Origin of the sequence: Kineococcus aurantiacus (assembly GCF_013409345.1) — a bacterium.
GTDB classification, from domain to species: Bacteria; Actinomycetota; Actinomycetes; order Actinomycetales; family Kineococcaceae; genus Kineococcus; species Kineococcus aurantiacus.
On sequence record NZ_JACCBB010000001.1, the window covers coordinates 4,433,592 to 4,450,311 of the forward strand.

10 protein-coding genes are annotated in these 16,720 nt (G+C 76.5%); all 10 read left to right on the plus strand.

The genetic code is table 11. From position 1 onward, the window contains the following. The first annotated feature begins 9 nt into the window (after positions 1–9). Genes BJ968_RS26010 through BJ968_RS21210 form a run of 10 tightly spaced genes read left to right on the plus strand, consistent with a single transcriptional unit; the run spans position 10 to position 16,644 of the window. Entirely contained in the window at positions 10–5,406 is a 5,397-nt protein-coding gene (locus BJ968_RS26010) for a hypothetical protein (protein WP_281372752.1), read from the plus strand. Then, the gene (locus tag BJ968_RS21170; protein ID WP_179755209.1) at positions 5,403–6,059 is read left to right on the plus strand and encodes a hypothetical protein; all 657 of its coding nucleotides are present in this window, start codon (positions 5,403–5,405) and stop codon (positions 6,057–6,059) included. Before BJ968_RS26010 ends, BJ968_RS21170 begins: the two co-directional genes overlap by 4 nt. Next, a complete protein-coding gene (locus BJ968_RS21175) occupies positions 6,056–6,388 on the plus strand; it encodes a hypothetical protein (protein WP_179755211.1) in 333 nt (110 codons plus the stop codon). The genes BJ968_RS21170 and BJ968_RS21175 overlap by 4 nt, the downstream gene beginning before the upstream one ends. After that, on the plus strand, positions 6,385–7,509 hold the full coding sequence (locus BJ968_RS21180) for a hypothetical protein (protein WP_179755213.1): 1,125 nt from the start codon (positions 6,385–6,387) through the stop codon (positions 7,507–7,509). Before BJ968_RS21175 ends, BJ968_RS21180 begins: the two co-directional genes overlap by 4 nt. After that, the gene (locus tag BJ968_RS21185) at positions 7,506–8,027 is read left to right on the plus strand and encodes a phage baseplate assembly protein V (protein WP_179755215.1); all 522 of its coding nucleotides are present in this window, start codon (positions 7,506–7,508) and stop codon (positions 8,025–8,027) included. Before BJ968_RS21180 ends, BJ968_RS21185 begins: the two co-directional genes overlap by 4 nt. After that, positions 8,027–8,359 carry a hypothetical protein gene (locus BJ968_RS21190; protein WP_179755217.1) on the plus strand — a complete coding sequence of 111 codons (333 nt, stop codon included), beginning with the start codon at positions 8,027–8,029 and terminating at the stop codon, positions 8,357–8,359. Before BJ968_RS21185 ends, BJ968_RS21190 begins: the two co-directional genes overlap by 1 nt. Continuing rightward, positions 8,356–8,766 (plus strand): GPW/gp25 family protein, encoded by a 411-nt coding sequence (locus BJ968_RS21195; protein ID WP_218885212.1) that lies wholly within the window; start codon positions 8,356–8,358, stop codon positions 8,764–8,766. The genes BJ968_RS21190 and BJ968_RS21195 overlap by 4 nt, the downstream gene beginning before the upstream one ends. Then, positions 8,763–11,258 (plus strand): baseplate J/gp47 family protein, encoded by a 2,496-nt coding sequence (locus tag BJ968_RS27015; RefSeq protein ID WP_179755219.1) that lies wholly within the window; start codon positions 8,763–8,765, stop codon positions 11,256–11,258. Before BJ968_RS21195 ends, BJ968_RS27015 begins: the two co-directional genes overlap by 4 nt. Continuing rightward, positions 11,255–13,960, plus strand: a complete 2,706-nt coding sequence (locus tag BJ968_RS21205) for a baseplate J/gp47 family protein (protein ID WP_179755221.1) — start codon at positions 11,255–11,257, stop codon at positions 13,958–13,960. The genes BJ968_RS27015 and BJ968_RS21205 overlap by 4 nt, the downstream gene beginning before the upstream one ends. Continuing rightward, on the plus strand, positions 13,957–16,644 hold the full coding sequence (locus BJ968_RS21210) for a hypothetical protein (RefSeq protein ID WP_179755223.1): 2,688 nt from the start codon (positions 13,957–13,959) through the stop codon (positions 16,642–16,644). Before BJ968_RS21205 ends, BJ968_RS21210 begins: the two co-directional genes overlap by 4 nt. Positions 16,645–16,720: the final 76 nt, after the last annotated feature.

The following is a 16,720-nucleotide window of genomic DNA, read 5'->3' on the forward strand; positions in this document are numbered from 1 at the left end:
GGGGCGACCGTGCCCGGCCGGACCCCGGCGGTCGAGGAGGCGCTGGCCGAGCGGTCCGCCCGTGCGGTCGCCGGGGACGCTGCGGAGGTCGACGGTGCGCCGACGGAGTCGGACGGTGCACCCGTCGAGCGGGTGGCGGGTGGCGCGCCCGCCGCGGACCCGCCAGGGAAGTGGACGCGGCTCGGCCGGCTCGCCACCGCCACTCTCACCCGGCGGAACAAGGTGGGAGAGCCCGGCACGGGAACCGGGGCGACGCCCGACGTCGTGACCGCGGGGGAGGCGCTCGTCCGGCTGGTCGACCGCCTGGTCGGCGCGGACCCGGACGACCGGACCGGCCGACTGGCCTCGGTGCTGGGCCGGCTCGAGCAGTCGCTGCGCGACGCCGTGGTCACGACCGTCGCCGCGCGCAGCGGTGGCCACGTCGCCGACGTGCTGAGGGCGATCGGCGACCGGCCGGCCGAGCCCACGGGGGCGGGTCGTCCCGCTCAGGGCGGTGATGACGCGGCCGGTCCGGTCGACGTGCCGGTCCCGGCGGGCGCCGACGGCGGGGTCGGCACGGCGGGGACCCAGTCTCCCGTCGGCGCGCGGGACCCGGCCCCAGCGGCGGGCGTGCCGCCTGTCCCTGGAGCCCCGCTCGCGGGTGCCGGCGAGCCGTTCGTGGTGGGCGCCGCGCCCGAGGCGGCCCCAGCAGGTGAGGCACCCCCCGTGCCCGAGGCGCCCGGCGAGACCGGTGCGGCCGCAGGGTCGCCGGCCGGCGTTGCGGAGCCGGTGGACGTCGGTGAGGAGGGCGGTGAGGAAGGCGCGCCCGCGCCCGCACCGGCGCAGCTCGAGACGCCCCCGACGGAGTCCGTCGAGGCGGCGGGCGGTGCGGTGCCGGGTGCGTCGGCGGCCCCACCGGCCGCGTCGTCCGGAGCGCCGGTGCCGGGCGGCCAGCCGGCGGCTGCGGCGCCGACCGGGGAGGCGGCGCTTCCCGCTGCCGGCGGTGCGGTGGCTCCGCCGGTGGGCGGCGAGGCGCCGGGCGCCCTCCCGACCGGGGAGTCTGCGGCGACGGCCCCTGAGGGCCCGGCCGAGCCGGCCGCGGGCGTCACCCGGTCGGCGGCGGACGGCGCGCTGGGTGGCGGCATCGCGGGTCCGCCCGCCGCGACCACCGACGAGGACACCGCCGGTGTGATCGGCCCCGTGGAGGAGGCGGGAGACACGGAGGCCGCCGCGGTGTCCGTGACCACTCCGGCCGCCACCGACCTGCCTCCGGGACCCGCGCCGGTCGACACCCCCGCGCCGGAGCCGACCGTGGCGGCGGCCGCCCTCGCGGGCACGGCGACGGCCCCCGCCGAGCCGGCCGGGACGGCCGCTCCCGGGGAAGGTCCGGCCGAGGAGATCGCACCGGGCAGCCAGCCGGCGGAGTCGGGGCCGGAGGAGCCGGGAGGCGAGCCGGGCCCGGGCGAGACCTCGGACAGCGCCGGCACACCGGTGCCCGATGACGCCGTCCCGCCGCCCGCGACCGGGGAGGCGGGCGAGGCCGGTACGGGCTCGGAGGCTGCCGACGGCGCCGCAGCCGGTCCGGTCCCCACCTCACCGGTGACCGGCGCTCCCGCGTCCGCCGGGCCGGCCGCTGACGAGTTGGTGCCTGCCGAGACCGTGCCCGCCGAGACGGCGCAGGCCGCGTCCACGACCGCCGAGCTCGTGACTCCCGAGCCGGTGTCCGCGGAGCCGGAGGCCGCCGGCGGGGTCCTCGCCGGGTCGGGACTGCCGGAACCCGTGTCGCCGCCGGACGGGGCGCCACTGCCGGGCGGGGAGCCCGGCGTCGTCGTCGGACAGGCGCTGCCCGCCGAGTCGGAGCCGACGCTGACCGATCCGCCGGCGCCCACCGGCGGAGGAGGCGGCGGTGGTGCCGCCCTGCCGGACCGCCCGACGCCCAGTGCCCCGGACGTCTCGACCATGAGCCCGCAGGCGGCGCTGGGCACGGTCGCGTCCCTGCCCGCCTCGGTGCTCGCGCGGAGCCTGCCGGGCGTGACCGCCGCTGCGCAGCGGACGGTCAGCGAGAAGCAGTCTGAGCTGGCCGCGAACCCGCCGACCATGCCGCGCCCGTCGGGCGTGCCCGCCGACCGCGACGCCTCCCTTCCGGCGGCCCCCCTGCCGCCGCTGCCCGAGCCGCCCACCCGCGAGGTGCCCGTTCCGGCCGGCGGGCCCGGCGCGCCGCCGCCTCAGGCCGCCACGCCCCCGCCGCCCGGTCCGCCGGTCGCCCTACACGTGCCCGAGCCGACGGTGGGCGGCGACAAGGAGCTCAGCGCGGAGGACGTCCGCCGGGTCGAGCGGTCCGTCGACGAGCTGCCTACCACCGACCCCGCGCTGGACGTGACCGCAGGACCGGTCCCCGCGCTGCGGCTGGTGGGCGACGAGGACCCCGCTCGCGTGGCGACGCAGGCGAAGGGGGTCGAGGAGCTGACGACCGCCACGCAGACCGAGGGTCTGGCCGACGCCCGCACTGACACGGGAGAGAACGACGTCTTCCCCCACGTCCCGGAGGAGACGCTGGTCGCGGACCTCGGGGCCCCGGCGGGGGAGGCGCCCGGGGCGGCCGGGACCGTGAGTGGCTCGGCAGCGCCGGCACCCGGACCGGCCGCTGCTGGACCTTCGGCCGGCGGACCCGCCGCGCCCGGTGGCGCAAGCCCGGCGGCCGAGCCCGGTGGCGCAGGCCCCGCGGCCGAGGCCGGTGCGGGCGACGCCACCCAGGCGGCGGTCGACGCGGTGGCCGCCGAGCGCGGGGGCGCCCAGATCGGCGCGGCGACCACCGCGCAGGGGACCGCGCTCGGTCGGGCGTCCGACGCGCACTCCGCCGAGGTCGCGACCGCGAGGGCGGAGACCGAGAAGCAGATCAACGCCGAGATCGCGGCCAACGGCGAGCAGCAGACGCAAGAGCGACGGGCCATCCGCAGCCAGGTCGGCGCGGACCGTCGCGCCTGGGTGGAGCAGCAGGACCGGGTCGCCTCGGAGTCCCGGGGGGCGTCGACCGAGGCCGTGCGTGTCGCCGACGGCTCCGTCACCGACGCCCGCTCGACCGCCGAGGGCGACTCCCGCGCCGCGATCAAGGGCGGCGACGACCAGATCCGCCGGGAGCGCGCCAAGGCCGAGCAGACCGCTCGCGAGCAGCGCGAGAAGGCCCGGGAGGAGAAGGAGGGCGGCGGCTTCTTCGGCTGGCTGGGATCGAAGCTGTCGTCCTTCTTCAGCGCGATCAAGAAGGCCATCAGTGCGGCATTCGACCTCGCCCGCAAGGCCGTCGACGCGGCGATCAGCGCGGCCCAGAAGCTCGCCGTCGCGGCCATCGAGCTCGGCCGCCGGGCGGTGGTGGCCGCCATCGAGCTCGGTGGGCGCGCGCTGAAGGCGGCGGGCGACATCGTGCTCGCGGGCTTCCCGAAGGCACGCGCGAAGTTCCGGGCGAAGATCGACGCCGGCGTCGCCGCCGCCACGAAGACCGTGAACCAGCTCGCCGACACGCTGAAGGCTGGCGTCACCAAGCTGCTCGACGCGCTCGGGGCGGCGCTCAAGGGCGCCCTCACGCTGCTGGAGAAGGCGTACACGGCGGCGGTCGACGTCGTCGCCGGCGTCGTCGACACGGTGGTCAAGGCCGCCAAGGCGTTCGTCGACGCCCTGCTCGACTTTGCCGCGATCGCCGCGGACATCGCGGGCGACCCGTTGGGCTGGCTGCGCAACCTCGGTGCCGGGCTGAAGGACGGCGTCAGCAACCACACCTGGCCGGCCCTGGTGACCGCGGTCAAGGAGTGGTTCAAGGCCAAGGTGGAGTCCGTCGTCGGCGTCGGCAGGGCGATCCTCGATGTGCTGAAGAAGGGTGGGATCACCTTCGCGAAGGTCGTCACGATGGCGTGGACGGCGATCAAGGAGGCGCTGCCCGGCATCCTCATCCAGCTCCTCATCGAGAAGCTCGTCGCCCTGCTCATCCCGGCCGCCGGCGCGCTCTCGCTGATCATCGACGGCCTCCGGGCCGCCTGGGGCGCCGCCGAGCGGATCCTGGCCGCGTTCAAGAAGTTCATCGCCTTCCTCAAGGCGGTCCGGGGCGGCGCGTCCGGACCCCTGTTCGGCCAGCTCGTCGGAGCCGCCGCCGTGGCCGTGCTGGACTTCCTGTCCAACTTCGTCCTGAGCCGGCTCAAGGGCGCCGGCCAGAAGGTCGGCGGGACGCTGCGCGCGCTCGCCGGCCGGTTCCGGGCGGTGGGGGCGGCAGCCGGGCGCGCGGCGGTGCGGGGCGCCCGTGTGGCCGTGCGCGCGGTCACCCGAGGGGCGCGGGCCGCCGTCGCGGGCGTGCGTAGGGCCGGACGAGCGGTCCTCACCGCCGGTCGGCGAGCCGGCGCGGTGGCCGCTCGCGGCGCGCGAGGCGCCGGCGCCGCGGTGCGGCATGGTGCAGCGGCGGTAGGGCGCGGCGCGGCGGCCGTGCGCTCTCGGGTGATCGGTGCCGTCCGCGGCGTCGGGCGACGGGTGACGGCGCTCAGGCGAAAGGTGTTCGGAGGGAAGGACCGCAAGCGCAGGCGCCGCAAGGAGACGAAGGAGCAGCGAGTCGCCAGGGCGATCGCCCGGACGCGAGCCGCGGTCTCCAGACTGCTCGTCAAAGGCGTGTCCTCGCTGCGGCTGCGACTCACGCTCGGCTGGTTGAAGCGTCGATGGGGCTGGAAACGACTCGAGCTGGAGGGCTCGAAGAAGAAGCAAGCCGTCATGGGTGAAATCAACCCGCGCGCGAACATCGGCCCCGCCGTCTCGACGTTGGTCATCATCCACTCGACCGATCCCGCGCTCGTGGGCACCGAGCAGCAGACGCTGGACATCAAGCCGGTCACGCTGTCCAAGGATGCGGACGATCCCACGTCGACGCTGTACGAGCACGCGATCCTCGGGCCGCAGAAGGTCGGAGACAAGTCACGACTGCGGCAGATCGCGGAGCAGGACTTCCCAGGCCGGGCAGTGAGGGTGACCGCACCGGCGTGGGGTGGACGGCGGACGAAGCAGGGCCGCTCGACGCTCAAAGAGGTGCTGGTCAACCTCCAGATGAAGTTCGGGCGAGTCCTCGCCCAGCGATTCCCGGGGCTCCGGCCGGACGCTCGGACGGCCTTGGTGCGCACGCTCGGCGGGCAGGACCAGGTGCACATCTACGAGGTCACGACCGTCACCAACTTCGTTCTCGGCGACCCGGAGAATGCCGTGCACAAACAGGTGCAGGCACTGACGACGCTCGACGAAGCGTTCAGGCGCTACCCGGGCGCCATCATCAACTACACATTCATCGCACCGGACCTCGAAGAGGACACCATCGGCGTCATCAAGAAGATCATCGCGCGATACCCCCCGCAGGACCGAGCACGACTCAACGTGCGGTGGCGCAAGATCGGGTTCGTCCGATGAGCGGCTTCCCCGGTTCCCCCCGCACGACCCGCGGCGGGCTGGTCATGCTCTCCACCGGCTCGGGCGCGATCGAGCGCGTCGTCGTGCTGCAGTACAACCCCGACCTGGTGACCCGCACCCTCCAGCCGCAAGCCGCGACCGGGGACCCGGGGGACCGGCTCGACGCGCTGCGCCTGAAGGGCGCACCGGTGGAGACGATCAAGCTCGACGTCGAGATCGACGCGGCCGACCAGCTGGAGCTCCCCGCGCAGAACCCGCGCGCGGTGCGGCAGGGCATCGGCCCGGAACTGGCCGCGCTGGAGACGACGATCTTCCCGCGTGCCGATGTCGTCCAGCGCAACATGTCCCTCGCCGCGACCGGGGCGCTGGAGATCGCCCCGGTGGAGGCGCCGCTCACGTTGTTCGTGTGGAGCGAGCACCGGATCGTCCCGGTGCGCGTCACCGACCTCAGCATCTCGGAGGAGGCGTTCGACCCCGCGCTCAACCCCGTCCGGGCCAGGGTCGGCCTCGGGTTGCGCGTGCTGACGGCCAACGACCTGCGCCTGGGGCACCGGGGTGCGGGGATCTACATGGCCTACCACCGCTCGCGCGAGCAGATGGCGGCGACCGTCCCAGGTGCGCTCACCCAGCTCGGCATCAGGAGGATCCCGTGACGCAACCGCCCACCGCCGGCTCCGTGGCCCCCGACCGGTTCCCGCCGCACAGCCGGTACGCGGGGTGCGAGGTGGTGACCACGACGCTGCCGGACGGCACCGAGCGGCGGCACCTGACCCGCCGCGTCGTCCCGGAGGACCCCGGGCCCGCGCTCGCCGAGCACATGGTGATCGCCGGCGACCGTCCGGACCTGCTCGCCCACACGTACTACGGCGACTCGCTGCTGAGCTGGCGGATCGCCGACGCCAACCGGGTGCTCGACCCCGGCGAGCTCGTCGCCGAGCCCGGCCGCGTGGTGCGCGTCCCCGCCCCGGGGGGTGCCGGGTGATCGACCGGGTGCAGCTCAACCTGCTCGCCGGCACGCTGCTCCCGCTGCCCGTGCCGTCCTCGATCGTCCAGGCGGTCAAGAGCGTGCAGGTCACCGTCGCCTCGGGGCAGCGCAGCGGTTTCCAGATCGTGCTCGCCGCCAGCAAGACGTCCCCGATCACGACGACGATGCTCCCCGCGGGCCTGCTCGACCCCGGGGTGCGCGTGGTGGTCGTCGTCACTGTGAACGGCCTGCCGCACGTGCTGATGGACGGCGTCGTCACCCGGCAGGAGGCCGGGTTCTCCGACCAGGTCGGCCAGTCCGCGGTCACCCTCACCGGTGAGGACCTCACCGTCCTGATGGACCTCGACAAGCGCCAGGGCGTGCCGTTCCCCCCGCTCCCCGCGGCGGGGCAGGTGCTGTGGCTGCTCAAGAGCTACCTGCTCCTCGGCGTCGTCCCGACCGTGGTGCCCGAGCTGTTCCCCGACGTGCCCATCCCCACCGACCGGATCAAGACGCAGGACGGCACCGACTTCGAGTTCATCCAGAAGCTCGCCAGGGACAACGGGTACGTCTTCTACCTCGACCCCGGCCCGCTGCCGGGCGCGTCCCGGGCGTACTGGGGGCCGGAGATCCGGATCGGAGTGCCGCAGCCGGCGCTGTCGGTCGACATGGACGCTTCGTCCAACGTCGACCGGCTCACCTTCAGCCTCGACGGGCTCCAGGGCACCCAGGTCACCGTGCGGGTGCAGGAGCCGACGACGAAGATCGCGGTCGAGGTCCCGGTCCCCGAGGTCAGCCTGCTGCAGCCGCCGCTCGCGCTGCGTCCCGCACCGCGCCTGAAGACCGAGCCGCTGAGCGGCACCGCGAAGGACAGCCCGGTGCTCGCCCTGGCGAAGGGCCTGGCCCGGAAGACCCAGTCCTCCGACGCCGTCACCGGCAGCGGCCAGCTCAACGTGCTGCGCTACGGCCACGTGCTGTCCCCGCGCGGCCTGGTCGGGGTGCGCGGCGCCGGCACGGCGTACGACGGCCTGTACTACGTCAAGAGCGTCACCCACGACCTCAAACCCGGCGAGTACACCCAGAGCTTCACCCTGGCCCGGGAGGGACTGGTGTCCACCACGCCGGTGGTGCCGGTATGAGCCCGGCGGCGTCCGTGGGCAGGTACCTCGGCAAGTACCGCGGCACGGTGGCCAGCAACGTCGACCCCATGCAGCAGGGCCGCATCCAGGCCACGGTGCCGGACGTCCTGGGGGCCACGCCGTCGACCTGGGCGATGGCCTGCGTGCCGTTCGCCGGCACGCAGGCGGGGATCTGGTGCGTCCCCGCGGTGGGAGCCGGTGTCTGGATGGAGTTCGAGCAGGGCGACCCCGAGCGCCCGGTGTGGTCCGGCTGCTTCTGGGGCAGCGCCGCCGACGCCCCGGCGCCCGCGCTGGCGGTCCCGCCGGCCGTCTCGCACGTGGTCATCCAGACGACGGGGCAGAACGTCATCTCCGTCAGCGACGCCCCGGGTCCGGCCGGGGGCATCATGCTCAAGGCGACCAGCGGCGCGATGGTCCTCGTCAACGAGGTCGGCATCACCATCACCAACGGCTCGGCGAGCATCCAGCTGACCGGCGCGACGGTGACCGTCAACAACGGCGCCCTGGCGGTGACGTGATGCCGGGGCCCGGCGTCGTGGTGGGCGCCTCGGTGGTGTGCCCGCACGGGGGGCAGGTCAGCGCCGTGACGGCCAACTCCCGCGTGGTGCTCGGCGGCGCCCCGGCCGTGACCCAGTCCGACACCTTCCCGGTGGTGGGCTGCGCGTTCACCGTCGGCACCAAGCCGCAGCCGTGCACGACCGCCCGCTGGACCGCCGTGGCCACGCGGGTGCAGGTCATGGGCCAGCCGCTCGTCATCCAGGGCGGGAGCGGCCTGTGCCTCAGCGCCGAGCAGGCGCCGCAGGGGCCCCCGACCGTCGTCTCCACGCAGACCAGGGTGGTGGCCCAGTGAGCGACGTGCTGCCTGCACCGGGCGCCGCCGGGGGCGGGCGCGGGCCGGTCGCCCACCCGCTCGCGGTCGACGCCCGCGGCGGTACCGCCGGAACGGACGACGACGGCCACCTGCGTGACCTGATCGAGCAAGTCCTGTTCACGGTCGCCGGTGAGCGGCTCCACCGGCCGACGCTCGGAGCCGGGGTCGGCCAGCTGCTGTTCGCCCCCACCGGCCCGGAGGTCGCCGTCACCACGCAGGTCGTCGTCCAGGGCGCGCTGCAGCAGTGGCTCGGTGACCTCCTCGACGTCGCGGAGGTCCGGGTGACCGCCGAGGAGTCCGCCCTCGTGGTGCAGGTCGTCTACGCGGCGCGACGCAGCGCCCGGCCGGGCACCGTCCGGTTCGCCCTCGACGGGGGCGCGCCGTGACCGACCGCCGGCAACTGCTGCAGCAGCACAGCACCCTCAACGGCATCGACCACGCCGAGCCGGTGCCGCCGGTGGGTGACGGGCCGGCCACCGAGGTGCGGGTCACGTTCGTCAACCCGCTCGCCGTGACGCCGACGCCCGGGCAGGTCCGGGTCGACGGCGGGGACCGGATCCCCACCCTCGGCGTCACCGCGGTCGAGCCGACGGAGGACCCCCGCACCGCCCTCGTCCGCCTCGCCCGTGCCGGGGACCGCTCGACGTACACCCTGCGCCTGGTCGCCTCGCCGCTCGACGACACCCCGCCGCCGTGGGTCGACCCCGTCCTGGCGTCGGTCTCGGTCGCGCTGCACCTGGCGTGCCTCACCGGCTGCCAGGATGCGCCCGCCTGCGTCCCGGAGCCGCCTGCCGAGCCCCGGCTGGACTACCTCGCCCGGGACTGGGAGAGCCTGCGGGCGGTGCTGCTCGACCGCCTGGCCGTCCTGCAACCGCAGTGGACCACCCGCAACCCCGCCGACGTCCGCACGACCCTCGTCGAGCTGCTGGCCGAGCTGGGTGACCGGGCCGCCTACCAGCAGGACGTCGTCGCCACCGAGGCGTACCTGGGCACCGCCCGACGCCGGATCTCGGTGCGACGGCACGCCCGCCTCGTCGGCTACCGGATGAGCGACGGGACGAACGCCCGCACCTGGGTGCGGCTGATCGTGCCGGCCGACGTCGCGCCGATCCGCGGCGGCACCGTCGAGGTGCTGCCGGCAGGTACCCGCTTCCTCACCGGCACCCCGGACGCCCCCACGTCCGTCGAGCTCGGCGCCGCTGCCGACCACCGGGCGCGCCTCGGCGGCGCGCTGGAGTTCCGCGCGATGACCGGGCTCGCGGTGGTCGCCGGCGCGCACACCGCGATGCGGTTCCACACCTGGTCGGGGTCCCGGCCGTGCCTGCCGGCCGGCTGCACCGCCGCGACGCTGACCGGGCACCTGCCCGATCTGGCGCCCGGCCAGGTGCTCGTCCTGGCCGAGCACCGCGATGCCGGCGGCCCGCGGCACACCCGCGAGGACGCCGACCCCGCGCGCCGGCAGGCCGTCCGGCTCACCGGCGTCGTCGCGTCGCGCGGCGGCGCCCCGCTCACCGACCCGCTGACCGGGGAGACCATCACTGAGATCACCTGGCACCCCGGGGACGCGCTGACCTCCCCCTTCGTCGTCGCCGGGGAGCGGCTGGCCGACGACGGCGGCGTCGAGCCCTACGACGACGGCGCCCTGGCCTTCGGCAACGTCGTCCTCGCCGACCACGGGAGCGAGCGGCGGGTGGTCCTGGGACCGGTACCCGCGCAGGGGCCGGTGCGGTTCGCCCTGCCGCCACCGGGACCGCTGACCCAGGTGGCGCGGCGAGTCGTGACCACCCCCACGGGCCGGCGCGTCGAGCAGCCCTTCGACCCGGACGGGCCGGCCGCCGACGCGCTCACCGGGGACCCTCGCCTGGCCCTGCCGGACGTCGTCGTCGACGGGGAACGGTCTCTGCCGTGGACCGTCACGTGGGACCTGCTGTCCAGCGGCACGCAGCGCCACGTCGTCGTCGAGGTCGACGACGACGGCATGGGCCGTCTGCGCTTCGGCCGCACGGACGACGGGCTGCCCCCCGGCGGGCGCCCGCCGGACCCCGGGCACCGCTTCGACGTCACCTTCCGCACCGGCAACGGGGTGGTCGGGAACGTGGGCGCCGGCGCGATCCGCACGCTCCTGGACGACGGCAGCGCCAGCGCGACCCTGCGGGCGGAGCTCGGCCGGTGCCGGGTGGAGAACCCGCTGCCGGCGGTCGGCGGCACGGAGCCGGAGACGATCGAGGAGGTCCGCCAGCGGGCGCCGTTCGCGGTGCGCGTGCAGGAGCGGGCGGTCACGGCCACCGACTACGCCGACCGGGCGGCGACGTACCGCTTGGGCGGTCACCCCGCCGTGCAGCGGGCGACCGCTACCGTCCGGTGGACCGGGAGCTGGCACGCGGTGGTGGTCGCCGTCGACCCGGCCGGCGGGACGGTGCCGGACGACGCCTTCCTGGCCGGGGTGGCCGAGCACCTCGACGTCGTCCGGATGGCCGGTCACGAGGTGCGAGTCGTCGCAGCGCAGTACGCCGCCCTGGAGGTGAGCCTCGCGCTCCACGTGGATCCCGAGCACCGACGTGACCTGGTCAGCGCAGCCGTGCTCGCCCTGGTGTCCGCTCGCCGCCTACCCGACGGCCGGCTCGGGCTGTTCCACCCCGACCGGCTCACGTTCGGGACCTCCGTCTACCTCGGACCCCTCCTCGCCGCCGTGCAGGCGGTCCCCGGTGTCGCCCGGGTCGAGGCCACGCGCTTCTCGCGCTACCGCCAACCCGGAACCGACGCGCGCGCGGCCGGGCGCATCGAGATCGGGCCGTACGAGATCGCCCGCCTGGACGACGACCCGAACCACCCCGAGCGCGGCCGGTTCGTGCTCGAGGAACCGGTGGGTGGACGATGACCTGCACCCACGACGCCGGTGCCTGCCGCTGCGGGGCGCGCCCCACGACGCCGCTGCCGGTGGCGAACGACCCGGGCCAGCCCGCCCTCCGGCGACGGGTGGCGACGCACGCCACCGCGAAGGCCGGCATGCTGCGCGGCCTGAGCAGTCCTGGACGGCCAGCCCTGCGCCGGCTCACCGCCCGCACCGACGACGACTTCGCGATCGCGCTGATCGACGCCGCCGCCGTCGTGGCCGACGTGCTCACCTTCTACACCGAGGCCTGCGCCAACGAGCACTACCTGCGGACCGCCACCGAGCACCGGTCCGCCACCGAGCTGGCGCGGCTGCTCGGCTACCAGCCCCGGCCCGCCTTGGCTCCGACCGCCGACCTCGCGTTCACGCTCGACCCCACGCCCGGAGCACCGACGCAGTCGCTCGTCCCGGCGGGCACCGCGGTGCAGAGCAGCCCCGACCCGGGGCAGGCGCCGGCGGTGTACGAGACGCTGGAGGACCTCACCGCCCGCGCCGCGTGGAGCGCGCTGCGGCCGCGCGCCCGGCGCCCGCACCCGGAGGAGCCCGGGACCACGCTGGCGCTGGCGGGCGCCGTACCGGCCGCCGTCGGCGACGGGGTGCTGCACTGCACGGCGACCGCCACCGGGACCGCCGTCGCTTTCGGGGTTGTGACCGCGGTGACCGCCGTGGCCGCCGTCCCGGACCTGCCCGGACGGCCCGGTGCGCCGGCCCGCACCGACGTGACGCTGGCGCTCGTACCGACGTCGGTGGCCGACTCGCCCGGGGACGCCGGACCGCGGCCCGCCCGACCCGGGACGGTCGGCACGTCGATGAGCTGGCTGGGCGGCAGGACCATCTCCGCTGCCGACCTGGACTCCGCGCTCCTCGCGCGCTCGCTGGCGCCGGACGACGTCGAGGGCCCCCTTGACGCCATCACCCCGACGCGCGCCACCGTGATCCTCCTGCGGGGGCGACGCGCCGTGTTCGGCAGCCAGGCGCCGTCGTCGACGTCGTTGGCGGACGCCGTCGCGACAGAGGTCGCCGCCATGACGGGGGTGCACGACGAGGTCAGGAAGTGGGCCATGTCGCGCACGCTCCCCTGGGCGACCGCCACGCTCGCGACCCCGCCCGCCGGCACCAGGGGCGACGTCTTCCTCGACGGCGCCGCGCCCGCCGTCGCCGTCGGCTCCGTCGTGGTGTTCCGCGCCGGGGACCAGTGGGGCGCCTACCCGATCACCGCGTCCGGGCAGCAGTCCGTCGCGCTGGGGGCGACCGTCGGCCGGGCGACCCGGATCCGGGTGGCCCCGACCACCGGCCTGGACGCGTTCGGCTGGCGTTCGACGACCGCGTACACCGAGCCCGAACGAGTGGCGCTGGCCGACGTGCCCGCGCCCGACGAGCTCGGGACCGCGACGATCGAGCTCGACGGTCTGCACCTGGGGCTGCGGCCGGGCCGGCGGGTGGTCGTCACCGGCCACGGGGTCGGGGACCCCGGCCGCACCCGCGCCTGGACCACCACGCTGAGCGCCGTCGTCCACGACTTCCGGTCGGCACCGACCACCACCGTGACCCTGGCCCAGGCGCTCCCGGTCGCCCTCCACCGGCCGTCGACGACGATCCACGGCAACGTCGTGACCGCGAGCATGGGCGAGACCCGCTCGGAGGTCCTCGGCAGCGGCGACGCCCGGCTGCCGTTCCAGTCCTTCCGGTTGCGCCAGCCGCCGCTGACCCACCTCAGCGCGAGCACCGCCGAGGGCCTGCTCGCCGCGCTGACCGTCCGGGTCGACGGAGTGCGGTGGGACCCGGTGGAGTCGTTCACCGGCGCCGCGCCGGACGCGCGGGTGTACGTGGTCCGCCGGCACGGCGACGAGACGGTCGTGCAGTTCGGTGACGGCGTCACAGGCGCCCGGCTGCCCACGGGCGCGGCGAACGTGCGCGCCGTGTACCGGTCCGGCAGCGGGCTGACCGGCCGGGTGCGCGCCGGTCAGCTGTCCCTGCTGGCCGCCCGGCCGGCCGGCGTCACGGCCGTCACCAACCCGGCGCCGTCCGTGGGCGGCGACGACGCCGAGTCCGTGGCGTCCGTCCGGGTCAGCGCACCCCTGCGGGTGACCACCCTCGGCCGGGTCGTGTCCCTGGCGGACTACGCCCTGTACGCCCGGGCGTTCCCCGGCGTCGCGAAGGCCCAGGGCGTGTGGGCCCGAGCCGCCCGCCACCGCGGCGTGCTGCTCACCGTCGCGGGCCGGCGGGGGGAGGTGCTGACGGCCTCCGAGGGCGTCGGCGCGAGCTTGGTGGGGGCGTTGCGGCAGGTGGCCGACCCGCTGGTCCCGTTCGCGCTGGTGCCCCACGTGCCCCAGTCCTTCCGGGTCGCCGCGGCGGTGCGCACCGACCCGGCGCGGGTGCGGGCCGACGTGCTGGACGCCGCCGCCGACCGGCTCCGCACGGCGTTCGCCTTCGAGGCCCGGGACCTGGGCCGGCCGGTGACGGCGAGCGAGGTGCTCGCGCAGATCCACGCGGTCCCCGGCGTGGTGGCCGCCACGCTCACCGCGCTGTGGGTGCCCGGCTCCCTCGACGCCACGCCGCCCGCGGGGCCACCCCCCACGGTGCTGACGGCCCGGTCCCCGCGGCCGGGCGCCGCCCTCGACACACCCCTCGGCGCCGCGCTCCTGGTCCTCGACGCCGCGCCGCCGACCTGGGAGGTCCTGCCGTGACCCAGCTGCCCGTCCCGCCGTCCGTGCCGGCGACCCCCGGCGGCCCCGTGGGGTCGGAACCGGCCCGCACCGGCGGGCGCGGCACCGCGTTCGGCCTGCTGCCCGCGGTGTATCGGGAGCGGGACGCCCAGCCCGACGGCGGCGCGGGGTTCCTGCGCGAGCTGGTCGGCCTCGTCGAGGACGAGCTCGCCCTCGTCCACGACGACATCGACCAGCTGTACGAGGACCTGTTCGTCGAGACGTGCGCGGCGTGGGTCCTGCCGTACCTCGGCGACCTCGTCGCCGTCACCCCCGGTGCGCCGCTCGACCGCGGCGTGGTCCTGACCCGGGGTGCCGTCGCGGACGCGATCCCCCTGCGACGCCGCAAGGGCACGGCGTCCGCGCTGGCCGACCTCGCGCACGACCTGACGGGCTGGCCGGCGCGCGCGGTGGAGGTGTTCGAGCACCTGGCGGTCACCCGGTCGGTCCGCCTGCCCGAACGGCCGCAGCTGACCGCGGGGCGCAAGCGCGGGCGGACGGCGGACCTGCGGTCCGCGCTCGAGGCGGAGCAGGCGCTGCGACGCGGCAGCACGCCCGAGGTGCGCCGGATCGGCTCGGGACGCGGACGGTACGGCGTCCGCAACGTCGCCGTCCTGGTCTGGCGCGACGTGCGCCTCCCACGCACTTGGGTGGACGCCGCCGCTGTCGACGACCGGCGGTTCCGGTTCAGCCCGCTCGGCGTGGACGGGCCGCTGGCGACGACGCCCCGGACCGGCGTCGGGACGGCCGGCGGCGGCCGCCTGACCCGGCGTGCGGTGGCCGCCGAGCCGGGGGTGTTCCTCGGCACCGACGTGCTCGTCCGGCCGGCCGGAGCTGTCGACCCGGTCGCCGTCGGTGACGTCGTGGTGTGCGACCTCGGCGACGCGGCGGCCGGTGGCTGGTCCAACGTCGCGCGGCTGCCCGCGACCGCCGTCGGCATCGACCCCGAGCGCGGCCGACTGGCGTTCGGCAGTGCTCAGCCGGCCCCGCCCCGGGTGACGTTCACCACCACCGCGCCGTCCGACGTCGGGGGCAGCGAGCTGGCCGACCCGCCCGACCTGGACGCGCCCCGGGTCACCACCGTTGGGCGCGCGGGGACCGGCGCGGCCGCGACCTCGGTCGCCGGTGGTCTCGCCGCCTCCGGCGGCGTCGGCGTGGTCGAGGTCGAGGACAGCGGCACCTACGACGGCGACCTCACCGTCGCCGTCCCCCCGCGGACCCTGCTCGCCGTCACCAGCGCCCGCGGGGCGCACCCGCTCGTCCGGCTGGCGTCCGGCTGGGTGCTGGACGCGGGTGAGGGCAGCGTCGTCGTCCTCGACGGGCTCACGATCGGCGGGGGGCCGGTCGTGGTCCGCGGCCGGCCGGACCGGGTGGAGATCTCGCGGTGCACCCTCGTGCCCGGGTACCGGCTGACGGCGGACGCCGAGGCCGTGCCGCCGGTCGGGCCCTCGCTGGTGCTCGCGGTCGACAGCGACTGGCAGACGGAGGTGACGGTGCGCGAATGCGTGACCGGGCCGCTGCACGTCCCGGCCGACGGCAACACGCTGACGGTCACGGACAGCGTCGTCGACGCCGTGGGACGCGACGGGGTGCCAGCGGGCACTGCACCCCCCGGCGCGCGCGTCGTCCCGGTGGTCCGCTCCTCCACGCCCCTGGGGGCGCTCCCCCTCCCGACGGGTCCGCCACGCCTCGCCGTTCGACTGGGCGGCGACGCGCCGATCGTCGTGGCGCTGCCCGGACCGCCGACCGACGCCGCCACCGCCGCTGCCGACCTGGACGCGGCCCTGACCGGCACCGGTGCCCGGGCGGTGGTCGCGCGGGGCCGGGTCGTCGTGGTCGGGGACGGGCGCCCGGTGGCGGTCGAGACCACACCGGGGGAGGACCTCGCAGCGGTGCTCGGGCTCGTCGGCCCGGGGTCGACCGCCCGCGCCGTCCTGGGGGAGCACGCCGACGTGCCGGCGGCCGCCGGGGGCGGGACGGTGACCGTGACCACCAGCTCGGGGGACAGGCGGGTGACCGTCGCTGCCGGCGCGGTGGACGCCACCGGCCTCGCCGGCCTCCTGGAGGCGGGTCTCGACGTCGTCGCCGACCTCGCCGGGACGGCCGTCGTCGCGCTCGGGGACCGGCTCCTGGTCCTCCCGACGTCACCGCAGGCGCTGACGGTCACGGTCACCGCGGACGACCGCGCCACCGCCCACGCCCTCGGCCTGGTCTCGCCGCGTCCCGCCGTGGCCGCGGACGCCGCGGGCACGCCGTCCGCGGCGCTGACCCTCGACCGGTGCACCGTCCTGGGCCAGGTCACCGCGGAGTCGCTCACCGTCATCGACTCGATCGTCACCGGGCCTCTGCGGGCCGAGCGTCGCCAGGTCGGGTGCGTGCGCCACTCGTGGGTCGCCCCGGGCAGCGCGACACCGGCCCGGGACCACTGCCGCTCGGAGGGCCCCGAGACGCCGCCGCCCCGCTTCGTCTCCCGCCGGTACGCGACCCCCGGGTACGGGCGGCTGCGACGGGCCGGCGCCACGGCTCTCGTGCGCGGGGCCTCGGACGGGTACGAGATGGGCGCTCACGCGCGGTTGGGGCAGACGCAGCGCGACGACAACCTCCGGCGGGGCATCGCGGAGTCCCTCCGGTTCGGCCTCGAGGCGGGCGTGCTCGATGCCGACTGACACGCCCCGACCGGGCACCCGCACCCCGGTGCGCGACCAGCGGCGGACGGCGGCGGGCCGCCCGCGGAGGAGGAGA